Source organism: Sinomonas susongensis (assembly GCF_005877005.1).
GTDB classification, from domain to species: domain Bacteria; phylum Actinomycetota; class Actinomycetes; order Actinomycetales; family Micrococcaceae; genus Sinomonas; species Sinomonas susongensis.
This window is the reverse complement of the sequence record NZ_SSNH01000017.1, coordinates 16723-43135: the sequence shown is the minus strand read 5'-3', so window position 1 is coordinate 43135 and position 26413 is coordinate 16723. Positions and strand designations below refer to the sequence as shown.

Annotated in this window: 28 protein-coding genes and 3 tRNA genes; 8 read left to right on the top strand and 23 right to left on the bottom strand. The window is 68.6% G+C overall.

Features of this window, described 5'->3' with window-relative positions; genetic code table 11:
* Nucleotides 1-159: 159 nt before the first annotated feature.
* The 4 genes from E6A21_RS16930 to E6A21_RS16915 form a co-directional block, all read right to left on the bottom strand.
* A complete protein-coding gene (locus tag E6A21_RS16930) occupies nucleotides 160-1326 on the bottom strand; it encodes a Gfo/Idh/MocA family protein (protein WP_138445338.1) in 1167 nt (388 codons plus the stop codon).
* A 38-nt stretch (nucleotides 1327-1364) separates the two neighbouring features.
* The gene (locus E6A21_RS16925) at nucleotides 1365-2273 is read right to left on the bottom strand and encodes a sugar phosphate isomerase/epimerase family protein (RefSeq protein ID WP_246036597.1); all 909 of its coding nucleotides are present in this window, start codon (nucleotides 2271-2273) and stop codon (nucleotides 1365-1367) included.
* Between the two features lie 155 nt (nucleotides 2274-2428).
* On the bottom strand, nucleotides 2429-3538 hold the full coding sequence (locus tag E6A21_RS16920) for a Gfo/Idh/MocA family protein (RefSeq protein WP_246036595.1): 1110 nt from the start codon (nucleotides 3536-3538) through the stop codon (nucleotides 2429-2431).
* A gap of 100 nt (nucleotides 3539-3638) precedes the next feature.
* Entirely contained in the window at nucleotides 3639-3986 is a 348-nt protein-coding gene (locus E6A21_RS16915; RefSeq protein WP_138445337.1) for a hypothetical protein, read from the bottom strand.
* A gap of 17 nt (nucleotides 3987-4003) precedes the next feature.
* Between E6A21_RS16915 and nadE the strand changes: the two genes are divergently transcribed.
* The 3 genes from nadE to E6A21_RS16900 are packed head-to-tail and all read left to right on the top strand — an operon-like array spanning nucleotide 4004 to nucleotide 6569.
* Nucleotides 4004-4849: an ammonia-dependent NAD(+) synthetase gene (nadE, locus tag E6A21_RS16910; RefSeq protein WP_138445336.1), complete on the top strand. Its 846-nt coding sequence runs from the start codon at nucleotides 4004-4006 to the stop codon at nucleotides 4847-4849.
* Nucleotides 4850-4892: 43 nt separating this feature from the next.
* On the top strand, nucleotides 4893-5705 hold the full coding sequence (locus E6A21_RS16905) for an exodeoxyribonuclease III (protein ID WP_138445335.1): 813 nt from the start codon (nucleotides 4893-4895) through the stop codon (nucleotides 5703-5705).
* A gap of 27 nt (nucleotides 5706-5732) precedes the next feature.
* Complete coding sequence (locus tag E6A21_RS16900) at nucleotides 5733-6569, top strand: DUF8083 family protein (protein WP_138445334.1); 837 nt, start codon at nucleotides 5733-5735, stop codon at nucleotides 6567-6569.
* Between the two features lie 14 nt (nucleotides 6570-6583).
* Here the strand turns inward: E6A21_RS16900 and E6A21_RS16895 are convergent, their stop codons facing one another.
* The 13 genes from E6A21_RS16895 to E6A21_RS16835 form a co-directional block, all read right to left on the bottom strand.
* Nucleotides 6584-7594, bottom strand: coding sequence for a LacI family DNA-binding transcriptional regulator (locus E6A21_RS16895; protein ID WP_138445333.1), 1011 nt, complete (start codon nucleotides 7592-7594; stop codon nucleotides 6584-6586).
* Nucleotides 7595-7652: 58 nt separating this feature from the next.
* Nucleotides 7653-7856 (bottom strand): hypothetical protein, encoded by a 204-nt coding sequence (locus E6A21_RS16890; RefSeq protein WP_138445332.1) that lies wholly within the window; start codon nucleotides 7854-7856, stop codon nucleotides 7653-7655.
* Nucleotides 7857-7936: 80 nt separating this feature from the next.
* A complete protein-coding gene (locus tag E6A21_RS16885; RefSeq protein ID WP_138445331.1) occupies nucleotides 7937-8824 on the bottom strand; it encodes a carbohydrate ABC transporter permease in 888 nt (295 codons plus the stop codon).
* Between the two features lie 4 nt (nucleotides 8825-8828).
* Nucleotides 8829-9836, bottom strand: a complete 1008-nt coding sequence (locus E6A21_RS16880) for a carbohydrate ABC transporter permease (RefSeq protein WP_138445330.1) — start codon at nucleotides 9834-9836, stop codon at nucleotides 8829-8831.
* Between the two features lie 84 nt (nucleotides 9837-9920).
* Entirely contained in the window at nucleotides 9921-11213 is a 1293-nt protein-coding gene (locus tag E6A21_RS16875; protein ID WP_138445329.1) for an ABC transporter substrate-binding protein, read from the bottom strand.
* Between the two features lie 166 nt (nucleotides 11214-11379).
* Nucleotides 11380-12015 (bottom strand): hypothetical protein, encoded by a 636-nt coding sequence (locus tag E6A21_RS16870; protein ID WP_138445328.1) that lies wholly within the window; start codon nucleotides 12013-12015, stop codon nucleotides 11380-11382.
* Nucleotides 12012-12713, bottom strand: a complete 702-nt coding sequence (locus E6A21_RS16865; protein WP_138445327.1) for a hypothetical protein — start codon at nucleotides 12711-12713, stop codon at nucleotides 12012-12014. Before E6A21_RS16865 ends, E6A21_RS16870 begins: the two co-directional genes overlap by 4 nt.
* Entirely contained in the window at nucleotides 12710-13087 is a 378-nt protein-coding gene (locus tag E6A21_RS16860) for a hypothetical protein (RefSeq protein ID WP_138445326.1), read from the bottom strand. Before E6A21_RS16860 ends, E6A21_RS16865 begins: the two co-directional genes overlap by 4 nt.
* The gene (locus E6A21_RS16855; protein ID WP_138445325.1) at nucleotides 13084-13275 is read right to left on the bottom strand and encodes a hypothetical protein; all 192 of its coding nucleotides are present in this window, start codon (nucleotides 13273-13275) and stop codon (nucleotides 13084-13086) included. The genes E6A21_RS16860 and E6A21_RS16855 overlap by 4 nt, the downstream gene beginning before the upstream one ends.
* Nucleotides 13272-13784: an Asp23/Gls24 family envelope stress response protein gene (locus E6A21_RS16850; protein WP_138445324.1), complete on the bottom strand. Its 513-nt coding sequence runs from the start codon at nucleotides 13782-13784 to the stop codon at nucleotides 13272-13274. Before E6A21_RS16850 ends, E6A21_RS16855 begins: the two co-directional genes overlap by 4 nt.
* Before the next feature lie 99 nt (nucleotides 13785-13883).
* Nucleotides 13884-13956, bottom strand: a tRNA-Phe gene (locus E6A21_RS16845).
* Between the two features lie 49 nt (nucleotides 13957-14005).
* A tRNA-Asp gene (locus E6A21_RS16840) sits at nucleotides 14006-14079 on the bottom strand.
* Between the two features lie 80 nt (nucleotides 14080-14159).
* Nucleotides 14160-14232, bottom strand: a tRNA-Glu gene (locus E6A21_RS16835).
* A 121-nt stretch (nucleotides 14233-14353) separates the two neighbouring features.
* On the opposite strand from E6A21_RS16835, the gene E6A21_RS16830 reads away from it, so the two are divergent.
* Complete coding sequence (locus E6A21_RS16830; RefSeq protein ID WP_425471575.1) at nucleotides 14354-14734, top strand: metallopeptidase family protein; 381 nt, start codon at nucleotides 14354-14356, stop codon at nucleotides 14732-14734.
* A 144-nt stretch (nucleotides 14735-14878) separates the two neighbouring features.
* Entirely contained in the window at nucleotides 14879-16393 is a 1515-nt protein-coding gene (locus E6A21_RS16825; protein ID WP_138445323.1) for a C40 family peptidase, read from the top strand.
* A 64-nt stretch (nucleotides 16394-16457) separates the two neighbouring features.
* Here E6A21_RS16825 and E6A21_RS16820 read toward each other — a convergent pair whose 3' ends face one another.
* On the bottom strand, nucleotides 16458-17492 hold the full coding sequence (locus tag E6A21_RS16820) for a universal stress protein (protein ID WP_138445322.1): 1035 nt from the start codon (nucleotides 17490-17492) through the stop codon (nucleotides 16458-16460).
* Nucleotides 17493-17751: 259 nt separating this feature from the next.
* Between E6A21_RS16820 and E6A21_RS16815 the strand changes: the two genes are divergently transcribed.
* A complete protein-coding gene (locus tag E6A21_RS16815) occupies nucleotides 17752-18351 on the top strand; it encodes an NAD(P)/FAD-dependent oxidoreductase (RefSeq protein ID WP_138445321.1) in 600 nt (199 codons plus the stop codon).
* On the opposite strand, the gene E6A21_RS16810 is transcribed toward E6A21_RS16815, so the two are convergent.
* Nucleotides 18325-18657, bottom strand: a complete 333-nt coding sequence (locus E6A21_RS16810; RefSeq protein WP_138445320.1) for a hypothetical protein — start codon at nucleotides 18655-18657, stop codon at nucleotides 18325-18327. The genes E6A21_RS16815 and E6A21_RS16810 overlap by 27 nt on opposite strands.
* A gap of 167 nt (nucleotides 18658-18824) precedes the next feature.
* On the opposite strand from E6A21_RS16810, the gene E6A21_RS16805 reads away from it, so the two are divergent.
* Together E6A21_RS16805 and hutG are read left to right on the top strand one after the other, a co-directional pair.
* The gene (locus tag E6A21_RS16805) at nucleotides 18825-20279 is read left to right on the top strand and encodes an NCS2 family permease (protein ID WP_138445319.1); all 1455 of its coding nucleotides are present in this window, start codon (nucleotides 18825-18827) and stop codon (nucleotides 20277-20279) included.
* Nucleotides 20280-20393: 114 nt separating this feature from the next.
* The gene (hutG, locus tag E6A21_RS16800; protein ID WP_138445318.1) at nucleotides 20394-21392 is read left to right on the top strand and encodes a formimidoylglutamase; all 999 of its coding nucleotides are present in this window, start codon (nucleotides 20394-20396) and stop codon (nucleotides 21390-21392) included.
* A gap of 146 nt (nucleotides 21393-21538) precedes the next feature.
* Here the strand turns inward: hutG and E6A21_RS16795 are convergent, their stop codons facing one another.
* The 4 genes from E6A21_RS16795 to E6A21_RS16780 all read right to left on the bottom strand — a co-directional run bounded on the left by E6A21_RS16795 (nucleotide 21539) and on the right by E6A21_RS16780 (nucleotide 26352).
* A complete protein-coding gene (locus E6A21_RS16795) occupies nucleotides 21539-21775 on the bottom strand; it encodes a hypothetical protein (protein WP_138445317.1) in 237 nt (78 codons plus the stop codon).
* Nucleotides 21776-21996: 221 nt separating this feature from the next.
* Nucleotides 21997-23598, bottom strand: coding sequence for a histidine ammonia-lyase (gene hutH, locus E6A21_RS16790; protein ID WP_138445316.1), 1602 nt, complete (start codon nucleotides 23596-23598; stop codon nucleotides 21997-21999).
* Between the two features lie 105 nt (nucleotides 23599-23703).
* Nucleotides 23704-25428 (bottom strand): urocanate hydratase, encoded by a 1725-nt coding sequence (locus E6A21_RS16785; protein ID WP_138445315.1) that lies wholly within the window; start codon nucleotides 25426-25428, stop codon nucleotides 23704-23706.
* A 135-nt stretch (nucleotides 25429-25563) separates the two neighbouring features.
* Nucleotides 25564-26352: an IclR family transcriptional regulator gene (locus E6A21_RS16780; RefSeq protein WP_138445314.1), complete on the bottom strand. Its 789-nt coding sequence runs from the start codon at nucleotides 26350-26352 to the stop codon at nucleotides 25564-25566.
* Nucleotides 26353-26413 lie beyond the last annotated feature (61 nt).

Here is a 26413-nt window from a genome sequence, read left to right as displayed (position 1 = left end):
CGCTTTCCAATCCCCGCCTGGATCATCAGCCGATCCTCAGCAGTCAGCTCCCTACGCGCCATGCGACTCCTCAGCTCATGCCCCCGAAATCATCGCAAGCGTTGCTTCGAAGTCCTGAACTCAAGGAACCCCCGAAGGCCAGGACCGCTGCCCAGGAGGTCAGGACCGCTGGGGGAACTTGCCCTCCTCGGCGATCTTCTTGTTCAGCAGGGCGAGGAATTCGTCCTCATCGAAGTCCATCGGCACTTCTTTGCCAGTCCAGGCCGAGAGGTGGATCGCGTTCGCGAGGCGCACGCCGAGGATCCCGTCGCTGCCCGGCGCGATGAGCGGCGTGCCGTCCAGGATGTTGGCCGCGAAGTTCTCGAACACCGTGGCGTGCTGCCCGCCCCACGCCGAGTCGAACTCGACGGTCTCCTGCGTGTAGTACTCGTCGGGGTTGAACTCCGCGCTGGTCATCTTCCAGATGTCCTCGGTGGGGATGCTCGCGTTGATCTCCTGCTCGGAGCTGCGGTAGCGCGTCACGACGGCCGTCTTCGAGCCCTCGACGACGATCTTGCCCTTGTCGCCTGAAATCTCGAAGCGGTCCGTGCCGACGATCTCGTGCGTCGCCGTCGTGAAGGTCCCGGTGGCGCCGTCGCCGTAGTCGACGACGGCGACAACCTCGTCCTCGACGTCGATGTCCCGGCGGAAGCCGAAGCCGGCCTTCGCGAAGACGCTCTTCGGGACGCCGCAGATCCATTGCCACAGGTCGAGGTTGTGCGGGGCCTGGTTCACGAGGACGCCGCCGCCCTCTCCACCCCACGTGGCACGCCACGCGCTCTGGTTGTAGTACGCCTGCGGGCGGTACCACGTGGTGATGAGCCAGTTGGTCCGGCGGATCGCACCGATCTCGCCCGACGAGACGATCTCCTTGAGGCGGCGGAACAGGGGGTTCGTGCGCTGGTTGAACATGATCGCGAACGTCAGCTCGGGCTTGGAGGCTGCGAACTCGTTGAGCTCGCGGACCTGCTTCGTGTACACCCCGGCGGGCTTCTCGATGAGCACGTGGATGCCGCGCTCGAGGGCTTGGATGCCCATCTGGGGGTGGAGGTAATGCGGGACCGTGGTCACCACGGCTTCGACGTCGCCGGAATCGAGCATCGTGAGGTAGTCGTCGAAGACTGTGAGGTCCGGGTGCCGCTCTGCGATGAGCTCCCGACGGGACGGATCCGTGTCCGTGATCGCCACAAGTTCGATGTTCGGGACCTTGCCCTCGGCGAGGAACCGTGCGTAGTTGCTGCCCTGGTTGCCGAATCCGACGATGCCGAGGCGGACTTTCCTGCTCATGCTTCTCTGCTGCTCCTGTCGGGGTTGCTGGTGGTGCTCTAGAAGAGGTCCCGGAAACCGAGAGCCACGAGGTTGTCGTAGGAGGTCTGGAGCGCCTCGAAGACGGTGCGTCCGTACAGCTGGTCCTGCTCGACGAGCAGGTACTGCGCCCCGGCGTCGATCGAAGCAGGGATGATCGCCGCGAAGTCGAGGTTGCCCTCTCCGACTTCGGCGAACTGGACGGTGTCCCAGAAGTGGCGTTGGAAGGTGGCGTGGTCGCCTGTCCCGTGGGCCTTGATGCCCTCCTCGGAGAGGGCACCGATCCGGTAGTCCTTCAGGTGGACCATCGCTGTGCGTCCCGCGTATTTGGCGAGCGCACGGACAGGATCGAGGCCTCCGCGCTGGACCCAGTGGACGTCGATCTCGAGGCCCATGCTCGGCGCCTCGGCGGCGAGGATATCGAGGATGTGACGGCCACCCATCTTCGCGAATTCGACGTGGTGGTTGTGGTAGTAGAGGGAGATCCCCTCGCCGTCGAGGCTGCGGGCCGCCTTCTCGGCGCGCTTCGCGTAGTCCACGACGCTCGCCTCGCTGCGGAGCTCGCCCATCGGCGCCATGCCGACACGGAGCATCCGGCTGCCCAGCCGCCGGCAGTCGGCGACGGCGCGCTCGACGTCGACGGCGAGCGGGTACGGCGTCGCGCCTTTATCCCCGTCGAGCTGAGCCGACAAGGCAGCGAACTCGATCCCCAGCTCCCCTCGCGCCCGCTCGAGTTCCGCGACGTTCCCCTCATTCATGGGGATCTGCGACACTTCGACCGCCCGGTACCCGATGTCCGCGACCTTGCGGAGGGTCTCGAAAGGGCCGATTTCTGCGAAGCTCTCCCTGAGCATCATCGCCTGGACGCCGATCTTGGCCATCGCTGCGCTCCCCTCGTTGGAATTGCCGGCCGTACTCGTGACGGCCATCACACGCTTTTCACCGTAGGCAGGGATGGCACGCAATGGAAACCGTTTGCCATGACTTGCCAATGGGCGGTTTCTGTACCCGAGATCAGGACAGGCGCGCTTTTCTGTACCCAAGATGGGAAATGGAGGGACGTTTCCGTACCCGAGACGGAACGCTAGAGCCAGCCGCCCTCCGGGAAGGACCGCGCGTAGACGTCCTTGATGAGCCGCAGCGCCCCGGTCGCCTCGTCGGCACCGATCCAGAACGGCACGCCGGAGTCGAGCGACGCGTAGAAGTCCGCGATGAGCAGTCGGTGGGACGCGCCCCAGTAGCTCCGTTCGCCGGGCAGGGCGCCGGACTCCTCGACGATGTCGATCGTCCCGTCGGCGTACCGCACCGTGAGGACTCCCCGCAGGCTCAGCTCGGCCCGCTCCGTGACGATGTCGAGGGTCACCGGGGAATTCACGGCGTTCGCGTTCGTCGCGTAGAAGACCGACCGGAGAGACTCCCCGTCCTCTCTCGTGTGCTCGAGGAGGATGTCCGCGGTGTCCTCGACCTCGATCACACCCTCCAGCGCGCGCCTCGAGGCTCCCCCGCCCACGACCGTGGCGGGGCCGACGAGCCACTGGAGGAGGTCGAGGGTGTGGATCGCCTGATTCATGAGGAGCCCCCCGCCGCTACCCTCCCAAGTCCCCCGCCATGGCCGGGCGGCGTAGTAGTCGGCAGTGCGGTGCCACATGACCGTCGCGTTCGCGGCGAGGACCCGGCCGAGGCTTCCGCCCTCGAGCAGGTCCCGGAGCGCGCGAATGGTCGCGTTGTACCGATTCTGGAAGCACACGCCGAACTGCACCCCCCGCTCGGCGAATGCCTTGCGGGTCGCAGGGACGAGCGCCTCCGCGTCGGCGAGCGTATGCGCGACGGGCTTCTCCGTGAGCACGTGGACCCCCCGCGCGAGGGCTTCGAGCGCGAGCGGGGCGTGCTCGCTATGGGGCGTGCAGAGGTGGACGACGTCGACCTCCCCCGCGTCGAGGAGCTCACCGAGAGTCGCGTACCCCGGCACGCCGTGGGCGTCTGCCGCTTTGGCGAGGCGCTCCGGGTCGGGGTCGACGACGGCGGCCAGCCTGGCGCCGTCGACCGCTTCAATCGCGGCGAAGTGCTGGGCCGAGATGTCGCCGCAGCCTACGACAGCGGCGCGCCTCACGACGGGCGGCGGCGCGGCGGACTCCGTCGGGACGGACTGCGTCACGGCGGATTGGGGGGACTCGGCGGGCGCATCAGGTGCCATCGTCCCAACCTAGTGACGAGCGCCAGCGTGGGGCAACCGTTTGCCTAGCTTGGCGCGCCACAGCCCGAGCGACCCCTGCTCGAGTCGTCAGGCCGTCGGCTCAGGATTCGTCGATGCGCTTGAGCAGGTCGCCGAGCGCCTCGCGGATCTCATCGTGGCCGTACTGGCTCGCCCGGCTCTCCCCCGAGATCACAGCGCAGCGGTGCACCTTGCTGAGATCACCGAACGGGAACTTGTAGTGCGCCTTGCTCTCGTCCGACGCCTCGTCGTCGAGACCCAGGAACCACTGCGAGTACTCCCCCGGGCCTTTCCTGTCGAGGAAGTCGCTCAGCTCCTTGGTGCTCGGGGCGTGCTCGCTCCAGTCGTCACGGCTGTCGCGCGCGACCTTGCCCTCCCGGACCAGCGACTTGGCGTGTTCGAAAGCCTTCTTGTTCAGCTTAACCGTCACGTGGGTAGGCTATGCCCATGCGCGAACTCCAGGCGAAGATCATCGACGAAATGGGCGTCAAGCCCGAGATCGACCCGGCCCAGGAAGTCACGGCGAGGGTTGGCTTCCTCAAGGACTATGTCAAGGCCACCGGCGCCAAGGGCTTCGTCCTCGGCATCAGCGGGGGCTTGGATTCCTCCCTTGCGGGACGCCTCGCCCAGCTCGCGGTCGAGTCCCTCGAGGAGGACGGCGTCGAGGCGGACTTCATCGCAGTTCGCCTGCCGCATGGGGTGCAGCACGACGAGGACGACGCCCGCGCCGCCCTCGAGTTCGTGAAGGCGAAGACGGAGTGGACGTTCAACGTCAAGCCGGCCGTGGACGGGTTCGAGCAGGAGTACGAGCGGAGCTCGGACAAGGAGCTGAGCGACTTCACGCGTGGCAACACGAAGGCGCGCGCGCGGATGATCGCCCAGTACATGATTGCCGGTGAGCGCAACCTGCTCGTCGTCGGCACTGACCACGGCGCGGAGTCGGTGACCGGCTTCTTCACGAAGTACGGCGACGGCGGCGCCGACATCCTGCCGCTCTTCGGGCTCAACAAGCGGCAGAACCGACAGGTCCTCCAGTACCTCGGCGCGCCCGAACGCATCTGGCAGAAGATCCCCACGGCGGACCTCCTGGACCTCGAGCCGGGCCGACAGGACGAGCACGAGCTCGGCATCACGTACGAGGAGATCGACGACTACCTCGAGGGACGCGACGTCCCGGACGAGGTCGCGGAGTCCATCGAGAAGCGCTATCTCCTGACCCGGCACAAGCGCTCGACCCCAGTCACCCGATTCGACACGTGGTGGCAGGAGGGTGCGGCAGCCTGGGCCAAGTAGTGGTCCGTCGCGCCGACGGCGCGGCGTTGATAGCGTGGTCTGCGTGAAGATCGCCACCTGGAACGTGAACTCCCTCCGTGCCCGCGCTGACCGCGTGGAGAGCTGGCTGCTGCGCAGCGGAGTAGACGTGGTCGCCCTCCAGGAGACGAAGTGCCGGGACGAGAACTTCCCATGGGAGCTCTTCGAGCGCAACGGCTACGAGGTGGCGCACTTCGGCCTCAGCCAGTGGAACGGTGTCGCCATCGCGTCCCGCGTGGGACTCGAGGACGTCGAGCGGACCTTCCCCGACCAGCCGACGTTCGGCAAGGGCGGCACGGACGGGGAGCAGGAGGCCCGGGCGATCGGGGCGACGTGCAACGGCGTGCGCGTCTGGAGCCTCTACGTCCCCAACGGCCGGGCCCTCGACGACGAGCACATGCCGTACAAGCTGGAATGGCTTGCCACCCTCAACAAGCACGCATCCGAGTGGATCGCCCAGGATCCGCTCGCGCAGATCGCCCTTGTCGGGGACTGGAACATCGCGCCGCAGGACGAGGACGTGTGGGACATCGACTACTTCCGCAATGAGGGCCTCACGCACGTGAGCGAGCCCGAGCGCGAGGCCTTCCGCGCCTTCGAGCGAAGCGGCTTCACCGACGCGGCGCGCGCCTACACGCCGGGCCCGGGCGTCTACACGTACTGGGACTACAAGCAGCTGCGCTTCCCCAAGAAGGAGGGCATGCGCATCGACTTCGTCCTGGCGTCTCCCGCCCTCGAAGCCCGGGTCACCGGGGCCCACATCGACCGCGAGGAACGGAAGGGCAAGGGCGCTTCCGACCACGCTCCCGTGGTGGTGGAGCTTGCTGACGGCGCGTGAGCCGCGCCCCGAGACTGGCGGCTGGGCATGAGTGATCCGCACAGCCGCGCCTCGAGGCCTCTGTCATCCCACCTCCGCATCTATGAACCCCTCGATGCCTTCGGCCCGAAGGAGCGCAAGCGGATCGAGGCGGGCCTGCTCGGAAAGGGCGGCCGGGAGGATCTCGACTCCGCGGAAACAGAAGCGACGCTGGGTCGCATCGTGCGTGGAACGGGGGACCCCTTCCCGCCCGATGGGGCGGAGTTCACTCGGGCCCTGACGGTCAACGGCACGACTCTCTACTGTCCGAGCCAGCTCGTCCTGCGTTCGGGCCTCGCGGCGGAATCGGTCATCAGCAGCGCTCCCCGGATCCTTGCCGAGCTCATGCTCCCCGAGGAGGCCCGCGAGCGGCACCAGCGCCGGGTGGATCGGATTGCGGCCGAGACCGCCGCCCCTCGGATCAACACCCGCGAGTCCCTGTGGGGAATCCCGTTCAGCTGGTTCGTCCTCTTCCAGGAATCGGATCCCACGGAGGTCGTCGAGGACGGCGACCACGTCCGGACCGTGCGCATCGTCGCACCTTGGGCCAAGGCGATCGGCCGGGCGCGCTTCGCCGTTGCGAACCTCGCCCTCGCGGCCCCGGACATGAGCATGCTCGACGAGCTCACTTCGCTCACGGAATGGCTCGAGCAGTTCCACCCTGACTCGGTGATCGAGCTCGACTATGGGCGCGTTGCAGACAGGGTGTTCCCCGACGAGTCGTGCCTCGACGTCCGGCTCGGCATCGAGTGCCTCGCCGAGGGTGACCTCACCGGAGCGGCCGCCGCGTACCGGCGGCTCGCGTCCCGTTGGATCCCGATCCGTCAGCTCGCCCGCGCGTCCTGACTCCCGGTAGAGCCTCAGCGACGGGGCGGCGCCGTCGACTCGCGCACGATGAGCCGCTGTTCCGCCTTCTCAGGACGGACGGCGCCTTCGTCTCCGCCCAGCTCCGAGAGCAGCATTCGGGTGCCGCGGCGGGCCTGCGCCGTCGGGTCCTGCCACACGGTCGTGAGCCCGACCGCGGCGCCCATCTCGTGGCCGTCGATGCCGACCACGGAGAGGTCCTCGGGGATGCGGATTCCGCGGCGGCGTGCTTCGAACATGACGCCCAGCGCCATCTCGTCGCTCGCGCACACGATGGCTGTCGGCCGCGGTTCGGGCAGCTCCAGGAACCTCCGAAGGGCCTCGACCCCGCTCTTGACCGTGAAATCGCCGAACAGCGCCGTGTCCGGGTCGAACTCGAGGCCCGCATGATGAACGGCGTCGTAGAAGCCCTCTCCCCTGATGCGGGGGACGCTGAAGTTCAGGTCGGAGTCGTCTTGGCCGTGCAGCAGCGCGATGTGCCGGTGCCCTAGGTCGATAAGGTGCTCGGTGATCGTCCGCGAGGCCTGGTAGTCGTCGATTCCGACGTTCGAGAGCCCGGGAACCGGGCCGCCCACAACGACGAGCGGCATGTCGATCGCGTGGAGGTCCTCGATCTCCTCCTCGTTCAGATACATGCAGAGCAGGAGGAGCGCGTCGATCTGCTTCTGCACCATGGCCTTGCTGAACAGCCGTTCGCGAGGCTGGGTGCGGCCGCCGAGGTTGAAGAGCGAGAGGTTGTACCCCCGCCCGTGCAGCTCGCGGTCGACGCCGTCGATCGCCTTCCCGAAGAACCAGCGGTCGACGTAGGGCGCCAGCACGCCGATGGTCCGAGTCTTGCCGCTCGCGAGCCGGGACGCCGCCGACGACGGCACGTACCCGAGTTCCTTCGCGGTCGCCAGGATCTTCGCGCGGGTCCGCGGGGAGACCCGGGGAAGTCCCCGGATCGCCCTCGAGACCGTCGCCGTGGACACCCCTGCCGCGGCAGCCACGTCCTCGATCCCCACCATTTTCCCCTCCGTGTCCGCCCAGCCCCAGCGCTGGCGAGGGCACCCTGGTGCATGGCGTCTACCGCTCGGCGTCGTGCGTGTGCCCTCGCAGCACCTTACGCCTCAGCCCCCACACGCCCGCCATTGCTACGAGCACGGCAGCAAGCCCGAGCGCCCACCACAGGGCAGGCTGCCCCGTGACCTCGAGCCACACCGTGACCACGAGCAGGACCAGGGCCCAGAACCCCAGGATGCCGATGAAGAGTTCGAATTGTTCGACCACGGCCTTCCGCGGGCCGGAGGAGCGGCGGTATGCCTCTCCTCCGACCGCGAAAGGATCCCAGGGCCGGTTGCGATCCTCCGTCACTTCACGGCGCCGGCCGTGAGGCCAGCGACGATCTTCCGCTGGAAGACGAGCACGAGCACGACGAGCGGGATCGTGACGATGGTTCCGGCGGCCATGACAGCGGTGTAGGGCTCGACGTGCGGCTGCGATCCGGCGAACGAGGCGATCGCAACGGTCACCGTCTTCGTCTGGTCCGAGGAGAGCTGGCTCGCGATGAGGAACTCGTTCCAGGCCGAGATGAAGGCGAGGATCGCGGTGGTGAACGTCGCCGGTGCGGCGAGGGGCAGGATGACCTTGCGGAAGGCCTGGCCCTGCGTGCAACCGTCGATGCGTGCCGACTCCTCGAGCTCCCACGGCATTTCGCGGAAGAACGAGGTGAGGGTGTACACCGTGAGCGGAAGGGCGAAGGAGATGTCCGGGATGATGAGCGCCTGGTACGTGCCCATCCAGCCGATGTTCGTGAACAGCTGGAAGAGCGGAGTGACGAGCGCGACACCGGGGAACATCGAGGCCCCGAGGATGAAGCCCATGACCGCGAACTTGAACCGGAAGTTCAGGCGCGCGAGGGCATAGGCCGCGAAGACCCCGACGAGGAGGGCCACGACGGTCGTGACGCCCGCGACGATGAAGCTGTTGAGCAGGTTCTGGGCGAAGTGGTTGCCCAGGCTCGTGTCGAACACCGTGCGGAAGTTGTCCATCGTGACGTGGGTGAAGAAGAACGTCGGATCGAACGTGTACCCGACATCGCGGAAGGCCGTGACGACCATCCAGTAGAACGGGGCGAGGCACCACGCGAGGATGATGACCGCGGCAATGTACGTCCTGGTGAGGGCCCAGTCGTACTTCTTGGGGCGACGCTCCGGAACCGAGACAGTTCGGGAGGTGGTTGCGGTTGCGGCGCTCATGACGTCACTTCTTTCCCGAGGAGGTCGCCGCGCCGACGGCGTTCGCGCCGAGGAAGCGGACGAAGATGAACGCGACGATGAAGATCACGAGGAATGTGATCGTCGAGAGGGCCGCCGCGCTGTTGAAGCCCTGGCGGATCTGGTCGACCACGAGGATCGAGAGGGTCGTCGTGTTGTTCGCGCCCTGGGTCATGATGGCCGGCAGGTCGTACATGCGGAGCGCGTCGAGGACGCGGAACAGGATCGCGACCATGAGCGCCGGGCGGACGAGCGGCAGGGTGATCTGCGTGAAGCGCTGGAAGGATGACGCGCCGTCGACCTTTGCTGCCTCGTAGACCTCGTCGGGGATGAGCTGCAGACCGGCGAGGATGAGCAGTGCCATGAACGGCGTCGTCTTCCACGTGTCGGAGATGATGATCGCCCAGCGCGCTGGCCATTCGGACCCGGTCCAGAGTATGTGCGTGTTGAAGAGGGTGTTGGCAATGCCCTGGAACGCGAAGATGAAGAACCAGAGCTTCGCGGTGACGGCCGTTGGGATGGCCCAGGGCACGAGGACTGCCGCGCGGATCACGCTGCGGCCCCTGAAGCTGCGGGCCATGATGATGGCCATCCAGAAGCCGAGGACCGTCTCGAGCACGACGGTGGCGACGGTGAAGAGGAAGGTCGTGGCCATCGCGCCCCAGAATTGCGATCCCAGGGTTCCGGGGGGGCAGGAGACGCCGTTGCACTGCTGGGCGAGCCAGTGGACGTAGTTGTCGACGCCGGCGAAGCCGCCCTGGACGAAGAATCCTGATGAGGACAGACCCGCGTCGTTCTGGAACGACATGATGATGGCGTTGACGACCGGGTAGATGATGACGACGGCGAGCAGGATCAGGGTGGGGAGCAGGAGGACGGACGCCCAGCGGCCTTGGGTGACCAGCTTGCGGTCGGCGCTCTCCCTCCCCGGCATTTGACGTGGCGATTTCGGGGCGGCCTTGGCCCGAGTCCTCGCCGGAACCTCAGTGGACATGGTGACTCCTTTTCTCCCCCTGGGGCCGGGATGAAGGCGGTCCGGCACCGGGCCGGCGCCGGACCGCCCTAGATCACTCCGCGGCTATTTCGCTCCAGCCGCTTGGAGTGCGGATTGCATATCGCTCAAGGCCTGGTCAACCGACTTGTCCCCCTTGAGGGCGGCGTACGCGTTGTCCTGGACAGCCTTCGTGACCGCCGGGTAGTACGGCGTGACAGGACGCGGTACCGCGTTCTGGATCGACGTCAGCAGGGTCGGCAGGTACGGGAGCTTCTGCGTGAGGGTCGCGTCGGAGTACAGGCTCGAGAGGACCGGCGCGAGCGAGCCCTGAGTCGCGTAGAACTGCTCGGTCTCCGAGCTCGTCATGAACTTCATGAAGTCAAGGGCTGTCGCCTTGTGCTTCGAGTAGACGCTCATCGCGACGTTGTGGCCACCGAGCGAGGACGCGCCCGGCTTTCCGTCCGTCATGCCCGGGAGCGGCGCAATGCCGAACGTGTCCTTGACGACCGACGTGCCGTCAGTCTTGGCCAGGTTGTAGACGTACGGCCAGTTCCTCAGGAACAGGAGCTGGCCGGCCTCGAACGCCTGCCGTCCCTGCTCTTCCTGGTACGTGATGGCCTGCTGTGGGATGTTTCCGTCCTTGTAGGCCTGCACGAGGTTGCTGAGGCCCGTCTTCGCCTCCGGGGTGTTCACGTTGGCCTTGCCGGACGAGTCCACGATCTGGCCTCCGGCCGAATTGATCGCCTCGGACGCGTTGACCGTGAGGCCCTCGTACTGGGCGAACTGGCCCGCGTAGCAGCCCATGTTGTGCTGCTTGGCGATGGAACACATGCTCATCATGTCCGCCCAGGTCTTGGGCGGGGTCGGGACGAGGTCCTTGCGGTAGTAGAGCAGGCCGCCGTCGGAGGTCTGCGGAGCGGCGTACAGCGTGTTGTTGTACGTCGCGGTCTTGACGGTCGCGGGCAGCATCTGCGAGGTGTCGAAGGCCATCGAGCCCGTGAGCGGCTGGAGCCAGCCCTTGGCCGCGAACTCCGCCGTCCAGACGACGTCGACGTCGACGACGTCGTAGTTGGAGTCCTGCGCCTGGAAGTGCTGGACGAGATCGTCGTGCTGCTGGTCGGCCTGGTCGGACTGCTCCTTGAAGGTGACCTGTTCGTTCGGATGGGCCGCGTTCCACTTGTCGACGAGCGGGCGGACGACGTTCGAGTTGTCCTTGCCCTGAACGTAAGTGATGGGGCCCCGGGCGTCGGTGTTCTGGGTCGCCGCGTTGTTGCCTCCGCCGCCGCCGCCTGAACTGCCGCCGCAGGCAGAGAGTGCCAGGGCCAGCACGCTTGCCGTTGCCAACGGCACTGCGTACTTGGAGAACGTCTTTCTCATGCTCGACTCCCTTGTCTGTCGGGGCAGCCTCTCGCCGCCCCCGGGGGGTGTGTGACGCACCTCACCATAGGCTGTGCAACACCTGTGTGCAAGCGCTTACGCATGACGTTTCCATTCCGTGATCAAACGTACGGAAAACTGCAGAACGTCCCGCCCGCGGTGTGGGTCAGCGCACGCGTTCGGCGCGGCTGAACCGCGCTCGGGGACCCGACGAGATGTGCAGCAGGACCGGGCACTCATGGCCGAACAGCAAGTCCATTCCCGTGACCAGCCGCTCGACTTCTCTCGCGATGCCCTGGGGATCGGCGCCCTGGCGGCTCACGACGCGGACCCGCAGGGCCACCTTGCCCTCGAACTCGACCGCGGCGACCGAAGTGGCGAGCAGGTCCTTCCGTGAGGCGAGGGCGGCTCGGAGGGCCTGGTCGGCAGCCGAGGCCGCGATGGCAACCCTGCCGGGAGCTTCTCCCGTAGCGGGAAGTCCGTGTTCGGCTGGCGGGTTCGACCAGGCGATGAGGTCTCGCCGCCCGGTTCCCTGCAGCGCCATCCAGCCGATCATGGCCAGGATGACCACCACGAGCAGGGCCATCGCGAGGAGCCACAGCCAGCTCACGCGCGTGCCGGGGATCAATGTGGAGCCGAAGGCACGGCCCGCATCGAGCGAGGCTGAGGGCGCCCAGACCCTCCACCATTCCCCCACCGCAGGCACGGCTGCGAGCAGGAGCATGAGGACGCCGAGCGCGAGCACGAGCAGCCCGAACACGAGGATGAGGATGCGGTTGAGAGCGCGCGGTGTGCCGTTCATGCGCCTACCACCCCCGTGCCCGCGACGCGTACGCGAAGAAGCGGATAGGGCTGGGGCCGGAGCCGGCGGAGCTCGTCCTCCACGGCCGCCAGCACAGCTTCGGCGCTGACCGGCACCCCCGAGGTCGGGCGCACGTTGACGATCGCCTCGTTCCGGGACAGCACGACGGTCACCTGCTCGGGGCGCACCGTCGCCGCGCCCCGAGCGCGGCGCGCGAGCGCCGAGGCGAGAACCTCGTCGTCGAGCACGACGGCGATCCGGTCGCCGGGCAGCGATCGGCGCCCAGAGCGGCCTCGGCGGAGTGCGACGAGAACGAAGATGAGCCCCACGATGGCGACGACGAGGCCGAGAAGCCCGAGGATGCCCCGGTCGGCATCATCCGGCAGGCCCGCGACGAAGCGGGCCGCGCTCTCCGGGTCGATGAGCCATGCAGGCTGGTTGATAGCCTGCAGCGTGGACTCGAGGAGGGCGTAGACACACAGCACCGTGACGATGAGCGCGACGATCGCCGACGCGAGCGCTCGGCCCGAGCCGGTTTCCCTGCGGAGTGCCGAATCGAGGCCGTGGCGCGATCGGGGGCTGCCGACCGCCGTGCTTCCCGATCCCGCGGCCCTCCGCCGAGGTCCTTTCGGCTGGCCCTGGGCGCCGTCGCCTTCTGGACCGCTGCCCTGCTCTGTTCCCGGAGCGTCAACGCTCATGCGACCCGCGCCTTCCGCGCGAATCGCGGCCGGACCCCCGCAATCCGTATGTCCACGCGGCTCAATTGGGCACCGCTCAGCCCCGAGACGCGGTGCAGGATCGCGGCCTTCGCCGCCGTCGCCCGTTCCCAGACGCTGCCACCCGCCGCCTCCACATCCTCGGGGCCGGAGACCTCGCCCAGATCAGGCACGGCGATCGGCGAGACGATGCTCAGGGCCAGGAGCCCGGCGTCGTCCGCCCACGACGCGCGGACATCGCCGGGGCGCACACCGAACTGCTCGGCGGCCGCAGCCTGGGCCAGGCTTGTGAGGGCTTGAGTGCTCACGCGGTTGTGGCCCACGAGCGCGCGAGCGGCGAGGGCGCTTTCGCTCACGACGACGAGCGCCTTCCGCTCAGCGCGTCCCACACGCGGCGAAGGTCCACCTTGCCCTCGAGCACCCGGCCGAGGATCGCACCGATGGCCATGAAGATGAGGGATCCGATGAAGCCCCAAGCCCCGAACTGGAAGGACATGAAGGCGACGAAGGCCCCTATGGCGATACCGACGACGGTGAGATTCACAGCACCTCGATTCCGGCCGGACCGGCCGAGCGCGGAGCCGCGGGGGCCTCCGCCTGGCGCGCGTCGCCCGGCCTGCTCTCGCCGATGAACACATCGGCGATCTCAACGTTGACCTCGATGACCGTCAGGCCCGTGAGCTCCTCGACGGCAAGGTAGACGGCCGCGCGAACGGAGTCCGCGAGCTTCTGCAGCGGGACCCCATACTTGGCGACGAGCGTGACATCCACGGCAGCCTGCGTTTCGCCGACCTCGGCCCGTACGCCGGCCGCATGATCAGCCCCTACGGCATCGCGGATCGCACCGAGTGCTCGGGAGGGGGCGGTGCCGAGCGAGTGGACGCCGGGGACGGAACGGGCAGCTGCCGCCGCGACCTTGGCCACCGCCTGCTCCTGGATGACGGTCCGCCCGGTGGCCTCGGAAGGAACTCCGGAGACGGGAGGACCACCGGACTCGGGGGGATCCACGGCGTACGCGGGCGGGCCCGGTCGCACCTCTGGGTATTGCTCCATTCCGTTCCCCTCGCCGTCGCCCTCGCAGGTCAGTGAGCCTGATCCCACCTTAGTACGGCTTAAAACACGAAACCCCCGATTTCTCGGGGGTTTCCGTTGTGGCTCCGACCGGCGTCGATCCGGTGACCTTTCGATTTTCAGTCGAACGCTCTACCAACTGAGCTACAGAGCCCCGGTGAGTCAATCACCGTTGACAACTTGACCAGAGTCAGTCGTCGAAGCGACCCTGACGGGACTTGAACCCGCGACCTCCGCCGTGACAGGGCGGCGCGCTAACCAACTGCGCTACAGGGCCTTGAAATGTCCGAGGTCTCCCTCGCTCACAAGATCTAAATCCTAGCAGACCCGCAGGTCGTGATCCAAAACCAGATCTTGTACCCCCAACGGGATTCGAACCCGTGCCGCCGCCGTGAAAGGGCGGTGTCCTAGGCCGCTAGACGATGGGGGCCTGAGAACCTCACGAGACTCCCCCTGCGGGGCATCCCAGTCGAAGTGGACGCAGAAAACTATACGGGGTGCCACCGTCGCCCACAAATCGCCGCGTCCAGATCGCGCCGGGCCCGGCTAGCATGGCGCCCATGCGCGCGTGGATGGACGAGGACGAGTTCGAGGCGGCCGTCGACGCGGCCCTCGCCCGGATCCCGCGACGGCTGGCATCTCGAATGGACAACGTGGCCGTCTTCATCGAGGACCGCTATCACCCCGGGCCCCACGACGACCCACACACCACGCTGCTCGGCCTGTACGAGGGGATCCCGCTCACGGAACGGGACTCATGGTACGGGGCGGGGTCCCTGCCGGACCGGATCACCATCTTCCGCGAACCGATCCTGGCGATCTGCCGCAGCCGGGAGGAGGTCGAGCGCGAGGTGCTCGTGACCGTCGTCCACGAGGTGGCGCACCACTTCGGCATCAGCGACGCGAGACTCCACGAACTCGGCTGGGACTGACGGCCCTCTCCTTCGTGCGACACGCCATCCTTCTTGAGACGAAATGACACTCTTGTTGTTTAAGCTACGTCTGTGACCATTGTTGCAATTGTGACAATTGGTCCGTAGCCTCGACTGGGGAAACATCGAGGCTACGAGGTATGCATGGAGATGAACGTGAAGTCCGCTGGCCGAGCGCTGGCCGCCATCGGCGCTGCCGCAGGACTTGTCCTCACCCTCGCAGCCGGCCCTGCAACCGCAGACGATCCGAGCATCCCGACGCCGCAGGAGATCAACGCGGCCAAGGCGAACGCCGACGCGACTGCCTCCGAGGTCAGCCGCGTCGAGGGACTGATCCTCACCGCCCAGGACGCGTTGGCCCGCAGCAGTACCGATGCGATGCGCGCCAACGATGCCTACAGCATCTCCCTCGTCACCCTCGACCAGCGCCGGACCCAGGCCCAGCAGGCGCGCGCCAAGGCCGACTCCGCGGCAGCCGCGGACCAGGCCGCTCGCAAGGCTGTCGGGGCGCTCGCCGCCGAGCTCTACCGGAGCGGCGGCCTCAATCCGAACGTCCAGGCTTTCGTCGCTGACAACGGCGGGGCGGTGCTCGACCGGGCGGCCGCGCTGCAGTCCATCGACGAGCGGCGCAGCGCCGCCTTCAGTTCTGCCCAGCAGGCTGCCGAGATATCGAAGCAGCTCCGGGACCAGGCGGACCAGGCCGCGCAGGCAGCGGACGACGCCGCCAAGGCCGCCCAGCAGGCGAAGTCAGCGGCGGACGCCGCCAACACCTCGCATCAGCAGGCCGTCCAGCAGGCGACGGCCCAACGCGCGACGCTCGTGGGGCAACTCGCAACCCTCCAGAACACGACGGTCGCCCTCGAGCAGGAGCGTGTGGCAGGGCTCGAACGCCAACGGCAGCAGCAGCAGTACGCCGCCCTCCTCGCCGCGTCGACCAGCGCGGCGAACAGCCAGTCGCAGGCTCAGAGCCAGACGGGCCAGACACAGGCAGGCCAGACGACGGCGGGTGGCAGCACCGCGGCGGGCGCTGCGGGTACCTCGTCCACCGGCAATGCATCCAGCGGCAACACGGTCCAGTCGACGTCGACGCTTCAGCCTGCGTCCAACGGGCAGCCCTCTTCACTTGCGCCCGCCCCAGCACCTGCTCCTGCGCCGGCCCCAGCTCCCGCGCCAGCCCCCGCTCCGGCGCCAGCCCCGGCTCCCGCTCCCGCGCCAGCCCCGGCTCCCGCGCCGGCCCCGGCCCCAGCGCCGACCCCAGATCCTGCACCGGCACCTGCTCCACAGCCCACCGGATCAGGCATCCAGGCGGCCATCAACGTCGCAATGTCCAAGGTCGGGCCCCCCTACTACTACCTGTGGGGCGGAACAGGGCCGACGGGCTTCGACTGCTCGGGCCTCGTCTGGTACTCGTTCAACGCGGCAGGCATCTGGGTCCCCCGCACGGCAACGGCGCAGTATGACTCGGCGCCCGTCCACGTCCCCCTGTCCGCGGCACAGCCCGGCGACCTCGTGGTCTTCGGCACGCCCGGCAACTTCTACCACGTAGGCATCTACATCGGGAACGGGCAGATCGTGAACGCCCTCAACCCGACCGACGGCATCACCGTCACGCCGCTCGCCTGGATGTCGGGCGTCTGGCCGACCGTCGCCCGCTACTAGGGGCCCAGCCCCGCTGCTACTAGAGGCTAGCCCGGCTGCCGGGCGTCCGGAGAGGCCGGAGAGGCTACGTAGTGGTCAGCATCGGCCCGAACTGCGGCCGATCGGCGAGCCGCGGATCCTCGTGGTCCGGCACGACCATGACCGGGCCCCTCGCATGGTGGAGGACGCCGTCGGTCGTCGAGCCCAAGAGCATGCCGGCGAAGCCGCCGTGCCCGCGGGTTCCGAGGACCAGCAGCTCGACCGAGCTGCTCGCGTTCACGAGGACGTCGACCGGCGCGCCGTCCACGAGGCTCGTCTGCACCTCGAGATCGGGGAAGTGGCTCTGGAGCCACGCGGTTCCTGCCTTGAGCTGAGTCTGGATGTCGCGGAAGAGCTGTTCACGGTCTACGGGCGCAGGAACCCAGGCGAGGCTCCCGCTGAACTGGGGCACCGCGCACACGACCCGCAGCGGCACACCCAGCAGCATGGCTTCTTCCGCGGCCACCAGGACCGCGGCTCGAGCCTGCTCCGAGCCGTCCACGCCGACGGCGACGACGGGCTCGACGGCCTTCGCGCCTCCCCCCGCCTCCTCACGGGTCCGTCGGCCGCCGACCCGCTCACCCAGCCGCTCGGCGGACCGGAGCGGGACGGTCACGGTGGTGCACTTGGCGTGGGCCGGGAGGGCGCTGCTCACCGAGCCCAGGAGCCGGCCCACGAAGCCTCCCCGGCCGCGGGTTCCGAAGACCAGGAGTTCGGCGTTCTCAGAGAACTGCAGGAGGACCCCAGCGGCGTCGCCGCTCTCGACCGACGAGGTGATCTCGACGTCGTCGTACGCGCCCAAGGAGTCAAGGGCCTCCTGGAGGACTGCTTTCGCGCCTTCCTGGATGACGTTGTCGTCGATCGTCGAGTAGCCGCCGTCGAGCCCCGAGGCCGCGAAGATGGGGACGCTGTAGGCCGTGACGACGTGGAGCGGACGACGGCGCCGCTGCGCCTCCTTCGCCGCCCAGGCGAGCGCGCAGCGCCCGTGGTCCGAGCCGTCCACTCCGACGACGATGCCGGTCGGAAGCGCGGCGTCTCCACCCAGGCTCTGGCCGGTCTCCCGGTCGCGCTGGTCTGCCATGGCGTCCTCCTTGTCCGCGAACCCGCTTGGGGCTCTGGGGCGAAATCGCCCCCCAGCTGAGGCGAAACTGCCCCTTAAATGACAATGGTGGCCTGTTTACAGGGCTGGTCAAGCTCCGACGACGGCGGGCCGCGCTGGCGGGTGTGCGGGTGGGACGGCCTACCGGTCCGTCGGGAATCCGGGTAGTCTTCCGAGGGTGCTTCCCCGGGGGACGACGCACGCGAGACCTTTTGCCCGACAAACGGAGGAGAGTCGACCTGTGTCCACGTCGCTGCCGGCCACGTCGGAATCGACCACCGCGGTGGTGATCGGCACCGGGCTCTCCGGTCTTGCCGTGGCGGGCGAGCTCAGCCGGCGGGGCATCCAGACGGTGACGGTGCACGGCCTCGAGTCCGGCGCTCCGAGCACGATGACCACCGCCCTGCGCGTCACGGACCTGTCCTCGGACGACTCTGCGGAGTACCTCCAGGTCATGCGCCACCTGCGCAACCACGTCACGAGCCTCGGCCTCGACGTCAGGGCCACGGTGAGCGCCCAGCACCTTGCCCTCGTCGAGCGGCCCGAGGCCAAGGCCAAATTCCGGTGGGCAGTCCGGACCGAGAACGGCGTCATCTTCGCCGATGCCGTCGTGCTCACCCGGTGTGCGCACAACCAGTTCCGCCGGTTCCTCGCGGAACTGGGGTTCTCGCTCGGGGAGACCCTCGTGCAGGAGCTCGCCGGGATCGGCCTCTTCCTCATCGGCGTCGCGGACCTGTCGTCGCCGTCGACGCGCGAGCTGCTTCGGCAGGCGAAGGCCGTCGGCAAGGCGGTCGCGGCCGTTGCGGGCCGTCCGTCAAACGGCCTTGTCGCCGCCCGCTGAATCCTCAGGCTCGCCGTCGGCCGCTCGACGCGCGAGCACGGCCCAACCGATGAGAAGCGCGACGCCGAGCACCCCGAACACGATGAAGACCCAGGTCATCGGGTCGCCCGGTGCCGGCGGCGCTGCAGGAGGGGTCTGGGACGCCCCCGGAGCCGCTGGCTGCATCCCGGGGACGGCGGGGCTGTTTCCGGGCGCCGAGGGCGTGATCGGCGACTGGGCCACGGCCGACGGCGCGGTCCGGCCGGCGTCTGCAGCGTGGCCGGGGTCAGCCGCGCTCGTGCTCGCGGTGGCGAGCACGAGCAGCAAAGCCAGAAGTGCACCCGAGAAGAAAGCCGGGGCTACCCCCCGAAGCAATCTTCTCCACCCTGCAGTTTCAGAGTTGTCCATCACATTTGCCGCGGGTTCGCGCAGGGACACGTGCACAAGGCGCTACCATATCCACAAATTCCTCCCACCGAGCCAAGGGGACCCCTATGTCGACAACCACCACTGTGTCGACCAGTGCGATTGACCGGTACTTCAAGATAACGGACCGCGGATCGAGCGTGGGCCGCGAGATCCGCGGCGGCCTCGCGACTTTCTTCGCGCTGAGCTACATCGTCGTCCTCAACCCCCTGATCCTGTCAGGGGCAGACTCTGCCGGCCACACGCTCGGGATTCCCCGCGTCGCCGCCGCTACGGCTCTGGTCGCCGGCGTCCTCACGATCCTCATGGGCGTGTGGGCCAAGCACCCGTTCGCGCTCGCGACCGGCCTCGGCGTCAACGCCTTCGTTGCTGTCACGATCGCCACCCATCCCGGGGTCACGTGGCCGGACATGATGGGCATCGTCGTCGTCGCCGGCATCGTGATGTTCATCCTCGTCCTCACGGGCTTCCGCACCGCGGTGTTCAGGGCGGTCCCCGAAGGGCTCAAGACGGCGATCGTCGTGGGCATCGGCCTCTTCATCGCGCTCATCGGCCTCGTCGACGCGGGCTTCGTGCGACGCCTCCCCGACGCGGCCGGCACCACGGTCCCGCTCGGCCTCGGGGTCGACAGCCGCCTCATCGGCTGGCCCACCCTCGTGTTCGTCGTCGGCCTCATCCTGACGATCGCCCTCATGGTCCGCCGCGTGCGCGGCGCGATCCTCATCGGCATCATCGGCGCGACCATCCTCGCCAACATCCTCGAGCTCGTCTTCCATATCGGCCCGAGCGTAGCGCCGGGCCAGAAGGCGAACCCTGCCGGCTGGTCGCTCGTCGTCCCCGGCCTCGGGAACGTGCAGCCGATCGACCTCAGCCTCATCGGCCAGGCCAACCCCATCGGCGCCTTCGCGCACCTCGGTCCGCTCGCCGCGATCCTCATGGCCTTCGTGATCCTGCTGAGCATCTTCTTCGACGCGATGGGCACCATGGTCGGACTCGCCCGCGAGGCCGGCACCATCGACGCCGAGGGCAACATCCCCAACGTCGACCGGGTCCTCCTCGTCGACGCCTTCGGTGCGATCGCGGGCGGCGGCTCCTCGATCTCGTCCAACCAGATCTTCGTCGAGTCCGGCGCGGGCATCGGGGAGGGCGCCCGCACGGGCCTCGCCTCGGTCGTCACCGGCGTCATGCTCCTCATTGCCATGTTCCTGACGCCGCTCATCAACCTCGTCCCGTTCGAGGCTGTCGCCCCTGCGCTCGTCGTGGTCGGCTTCCTCATGTTCCAGCAGGTCACGAAGATCGACTGGGCGGACGTCGGGATCTCCATCCCCGCGTTCCTCACGATCGCCCTCATGCCGTTCACGTACTCGATCGCGAATGGCCTGGGCGCCGGCTTCATCAGCTACGTGCTGGTGCGGATGTTCCAGGGCCGGGCCAAGGAGATCCACCCCCTCATGTGGGCGGTCGCCGCGGCATTCCTCCTGTTCTTCGCGCTGGGGCCCATCGAGCAGGCGCTCGGGTTCTGATCTAGCTGGGGCCGGGGCCTCCGACGGCCCCGCCGAGCCACTGTGTCCGGCGGTCGAGACATCTCTTCCGCCGAACACTGGCGTATTGGGCGCCGGGTGCGATGTGCTGTTGGGATGAACGACACCTCCTCCCTCGCCCTGCCCATAGACCTCGAGCCCGCCCCATGGTCCGGGCGCCATGACGGCGAGGGCCCGGAGCATCGCCGCTGGTGGCAGGCTGTTCGGCCCTGCACGGGGCCTGGACTCGCCGACGCGGTGTCGGCCGCGGAGGCGAGCGGACGGAGGCCCGGCGTGCTGCTCGGCTTCCGTTCCGACGAGGGCGTCCGCCGCAACAAGGGGAGGGTCGGGGCTGCGAAGGCGCCGGCGGCCATTCGCGCTGCCCTCGGACCGCTCGCCTTCCACCTCGAACGGGAGGTGTTCGACGCGGGCGACGTCGTGGTCGAGACCGGACGGGAAGGCGCGCCTGGCGACCTCGAGGGCGGACAGGAGCGCTGCGGGGAGGCGATTGCGTCCCTTCTCGACGCCGGTGCCCTCACCGTGACGCTCGGCGGCGGGCACGAGACGGCTTTCGCGAGCTACCTCGGCGTCGCCGACACCGAACGCACGTCCGACGTCCGGGTCGGCGTCCTGAACCTCGACGCCCACTTCGACCTTCGAGCCGAGGACCGGGCGAGTTCCGGCACTCCGTTCCTCCAGATGGCCCGAGCGGAAGCGGCCGCCGGCCGCACGCTCGAGTACGCCGTGGTCGGCATCTCCCGCCCCAACAACACGCTCGCCCTGTTCCGACGCGCAGAAGAGCTGGGTGTGCGCTACCTCCTCGACGAGTACGCGACGCGCGAGACGGCCGAATCCTTCGTCGAGGACTTCCTCGAGGGACTCGACGCGGTCTACCTCACGATCGACCTGGACGTCCTGCCGGCCGCCGTCGCCCCCGGTGTGTCCGCACCCGCCGCGCTGGGCGTGCCGCTCGAGGTGATCATCGCCGTCGTCAGGCGTGTCGCGGCAAGCGGGAAGCTCCTGCACGCGGACCTCGCCGAGCTCAATCCGACCTACGATCTGGACGCCCGCACCGCCCGGGTCGCCGCACGCCTCGTGGACACCATCCTGGCCTGAGCCTCGCCCGGTTGGGGCACCGAGCAGCCTGAGCGCTGCCGGCGCGCGGATCGGCGTCTGACGCACTGGGGCCCCGCACCGTCATCGGTGCGGGGCCCCAGTGTTCGCCGGCGGTGCCGGCATTCCCTGTTGCGAGCGAGGGAACTCTAGGCTCGGCGTACGAGAACGCCGTCAGACTTGAGGAAGAGCCGGCGCGCCTCTGCGCCCTCGGCCATGAGCCACAGCACGTTCCCACTGAGCGAGACCTCTTCGACCCGCCCGGTGGCCACGACCTGGGCGTGCTTCACGATTTCGACTGGATCCTCGGCGCGCAGTTCCGTCCAGTCCGCGAGCGGCGCCTGGTGTGCGCTCCGCCTGGTGAGTACTGCCCCGCGTGCCTTCATTTTCCCTAACCCCTTCGTGAAATCTGGCCCTGTTCTAGTGCCATTGTGATCCGCGCCATTGCGGACTCTATGTTTCTATCGGTTCCCTTGGCGCGTCGCTATGTGGACTCCGCCGATGTTTCGAGGTAGCTGTTGTGCACTTCTCCAACGCTGTGGTCGGACCACCTCTCCGGACCGGGGGAGGCCTTTGCAGGCCGCCCCCGGTGCGGAGGCGCGCTGGCCTAGCGGAGGCCCCCGACCGCGGCTTCCACAGCCGCGAGCAGCTCGCCGTCTGCCAGCACCCGGTACGCCTCCTCGAGCTCGGGAGACATGAAACGGTCGACGCCGGGGCCCGGCACCGTGCGCCGGAGCACCTCGATCGCGGCCGCGCCGCCCGGGCCCGGGACGAGCGCGCCGTCGGACGACACCGTCCTGATGTCGATCGCGCGAGCCGCCGTCACGAGCTCGATGGCGAGGACCCGGCGCAGGTTCTCGACCGCCTTGCGGAGCTTCCGGGCCGCGTGCCAGCCCATCGAGACGTGGTCCTCCTGCATCGCGGAGCTCGGGATCGAATCGACCGACGCCGGGACCGCGAGCCGCTTGAGGTCGGAGACGAGGCCGGCCTGCGTGTACTGCGCGATCATGAGGCCGGAATCGACACCGGGATCGTCCGCGAGGAACGCCGGGAGCCCGTGCGAGCGGGCAGGATCGAGCATGCGGTCGGTACGCCGCTCGGCCATCGAGGCGAGGTCGGCCGCGGCGATCGCGAGGAAGTCGAGCACATACGCGACCGGGGCGCCGTGGAAGTTGCCGTTCGAGCTCACGCGCCCGTCCGGCAGGACCACGGGATTGTCGATAGCCGCAGCAAGCTCGCGCTCGGCGACGGTCCGTGCGTGCGCAATCGTGTCCCGCACGGCGCCCGCGACCTGCGGCGCGCAGCGCAGCGAGTACGCGTCCTGGACGCGGCTGTCGCCGACCTTGTGCGACTCGACGATCTTGGAATCCCGCAGGACGGCGAGAATATTCGCCGCCGAGGCGACCTGGCCCGGATGCGGCCGGAGCGGCTCGTGAAGCTCGGGCAGGAAGACCTGGTCGGTTCCCATGAGACCGTCCACCGACAGGGCCGCCGTGACGTCCGCGGTCTTCACGAGCGCATCGAGATCGTGGAGTGCCATGAGCAGCATGCCGAGCATGCCCTCAGTGCCGTTGACGAGCGCGAGGCCCTCCTTCTCGGCCAGGGTCACCGGCTCGATGCCGTGCTCGGCGAGCAGCTGGGCTGTCGGCCGCTGGCCCTGGCCGCCGAACTGCTCACCGTCCGGGCCCACCGCCTCGCCCTCGCCCATGAGCACAAGGGCGACATGGCTGAGCGGCGCAAGGTCGCCCGAGCAGCCCAGCGAACCGAACTCGCGGACCACCGGGGCGATCCCGGCATTGAGGAGCTTGACGAAGGTCTCAAGGACCACTGGGCGCACACCGGTCCGACCGGAGGCCAGTGTCTTGGCCCGGAGCAGCATGAGCGCACGCACGACTTCCGGCTCCACGGCAGGACCCATCCCAGCAGCGTGGCTGCGGATGAGCGACTTCTGCAGCTGCGTCCGCAGCTCCTGCGGGATATGGCGGTTCGCGAGGGCGCCGAAGCCGGTCGAGATGCCGTAGGCGGGGGTCTCACTCGCCGCGAGCTCCTCGACGTGGGCGCGGACGCGCGCAACCTCGGCTAGCGCCTCGGGAGCGATGGAGACGGCCGCACCGTGGCGGGCGACCGCTACGACGTCCGCCGCCGTGAGGCCGCGCGTCGAGAGGGTGACTTGGGTGGGGAGGCCGGTTTCGGCAGCGGTAAGAGTCATGTCGTTTCCTGGGGTACGGTCCGATCCGCCACAACTCGCGGCGCCTTTCGACTCGTTGAGGGTCGAGGCGGCGCTGAGTTGTGGCGAATGGGAAGGCGAGAGTCGTTACGGTCGATGGGCCATGGGGATGCGGACGCCGCGCTCGGCCGCGACCTCGACGGCGCGGTCGTAGCCGGCGTCGACGTGCCGGATGACACCCATGCCCGGGTCGTTCGTGAGCAGTGCGGTGAGCTTGGCGGCGGCCAGCTCGGTTCCGTCGGCCACGGAAACCTGGCCGGCGTGGATGGAGCGGCCGATGCCGACGCCGCCGCCGTGGTGGATCGAGACCCAGGTCGCCCCGGAGGACGCGGCGGTGAGAGCGTTGAGCAGGGGCCAGTCGGCGATGGCGTCGGAGCCGTCCTTCATGCCCTCGGTCTCGCGATAGGGCGAGGCGACGGAGCCGGAGTCGAGGTGGTCGCGTCCGATGACGATTGGGGCCTTGACCTTGCCCTCGGCCACGAGCCGGTTGAACAGCAGGCCGGCCTTGTGGCGCTCGCCGTAGCCGAGCCAGCAGATCCTGGCTGGCAGGCCCTCGAACTCGACGAACTCCTCGGCGGCGTCGATCCACCGGTGCAGGTGCTCGTTCTCGGGGAAGAGTTCCTTGATCGCCTGGTCGGTGACCCTGATGTCCTCGGGGTCCCCGGAGAGGGCCACCCAGCGGAACGGCCCGAGGCCCTCGCAGAACAGGGGCCGGATGTACGCGGGGACGAACCCGGGGAACGCGAACGCGCGCTCGTAGCCGCCCTTGCGGGCCTCGTCGCGGATCGAGTTGCCGTAGTCGAACACCTCGGCGCCCTCGTCCTGGAACTCGACCATGGCCTGGACGTGGCGGGCCATCGCGTTCTGGGCCTTCTTCGTGAACCCGTCGGGGTCCGCCTCGGCCTCCGCCCGCCACTGGTCCACGGTGTACTCGCTCGGGAGATAGGAGAGCGGATCGTGCGCCGAGGTCTGGTCCGTCACGATGTCCACGGCGAGCTCGCCCGCCCGGTGGCGGCGCAGGATCTCGGGGAAGACCTCGGCGGCGTTGCCGACGTATCCGACAGAGAGCGCCCGGCCCTCGGCCTTGGCCTCGACGACCTTGGCGAGCGCGGCATCCAGATCGGTCTCGACCTCGTCCAAGTAGCGCTTGCCGGCGCGGCGGCGGAGGCGCGCCTCGTCCACGTCCACGATCAGCACGGCGCCGCCGTTGAGGGTCACGGCCAGTGGCTGGGCCCCGCCCATGCCGCCGCACCCGCCGGTGAGGGTCAGCGTGCCCTTGAGCGTCGGGGTGGCCGTCCTGCCCTCGGCGTGCAGCTTGGCCGCGACCGCGGCGAAGGTCTCGTAGGTGCCCTGCAGGATGCCCTGGGTGCCGATGTAGATCCACGAACCCGCGGTCATCTGCCCGTACATCGTCAGGCCCTCGGCCTCGAGGCGGCGGAACTCGGGCCAGTTCGCCCAGTCACCCACGAGGTTCGAGTTCGCGATGAGCACCCGGGGCGCCCACTTGTTGGTGCGGAACACGCCCACCGGCTTGCCGGATTGCACGAGGAGTGTCTCGTCGTCTTCCATGTCCTTCAGCGTGTCGACGATCGCGTCGAAAGCCTGCCACGAGCGCGCGGCGCGGCCCGTGCCGCCGTAGACGACGAGCTCGTCCGGGCGCTCCGCGACCTCGGGGTCGAGGTTGTTCATGAGCATCCGCATCGGCGCCTCGGTCTGCCAGGATTTCGCGGTGATCTCAGTGCCGCGGGGGGCGCGGACCGGGCGCGCGCCGGTGGTGAAGTCGGCTTTGCGGGCCGGGTCGGTGGTGGACATCGTGACTCCTGCGTCGGTGATGGAGGCTGGCCCGTTTCGGACCTTCTTCCACCATGAGACCTCGTGCGGCATCCCCCGGGACAGGGGTTTGGGAGGGGAGCCGTCTGGGATTGCAGACTTGGTCCACCCCGCAGATCAGGCCCGCCCGTAGATGCGGTGCGAGAGCTCGGCCGCCACCTCCAGGACCTGTTGTGCGAGCTCGTCGCGCTCGTCCGTCGGCACCTTCTCGCCGAGGAACGTGACGGCGACCGCGGCCGTCGGCCAGCCGGCATGATCCTTCACCGCGGCGGCTACGGACGCGAATCCGGACGTCACCTCGCCGTCCTCCGTGGCGTAGCCGCGCTGGCGCACCTGGTCGAGCGCGGACTGGAGCGCGGCGTAGCTCCGGATGTGCTCTCCCTCCTCCGTCCGTTCGCTGAACGCCGCGGCGTTGGGGTAGAGCGCTCGGACCTGCGACTTCGGAAGCGCAGCGAGGATCGCGCGGCCGCTCGCGGTGAGGTGGCTCGGGAGGCGGACGCCGACGTCGGTCACGAGGGATGGGCGGTTCTTGGCGCGCTCCTCCACGATGTAGAGGACATCCCTCCCGTGGAGGACGGCGAGGTGGGAGCTCTCGCCGATCGTGTCGACGAGCGAGGCGAGCATGGGCCGCCCGAGGCGCGAGAGCGGCTCCTGGCGCGAATAGGCGCTTGAAAGCTCGAAGGCCCCGATCCCGAGCCCGTACCGCCGCTCCTCGGGCAGGTGCATGACGAAGCCGTTCTCCTCCATGACGGCCAAGAGGTGGTAGACGGTCGATCGTGGGAGCCCGAGCGCGGCCGCGATGCTCGCGGCGGGCTGGGGGCCCCGACGGGAGGCGAGCAGGCGCAGGATGCGCAGCGTGCTCTCGGCAGCGGGGACTTTGGACTTCGGGCCGGTTTCGGCGGGCATGGGGGGCACCTCGGGTCGGGGCCGGCACGTGGGCCGTGTCTGGAATACCGAACTCCAGTGT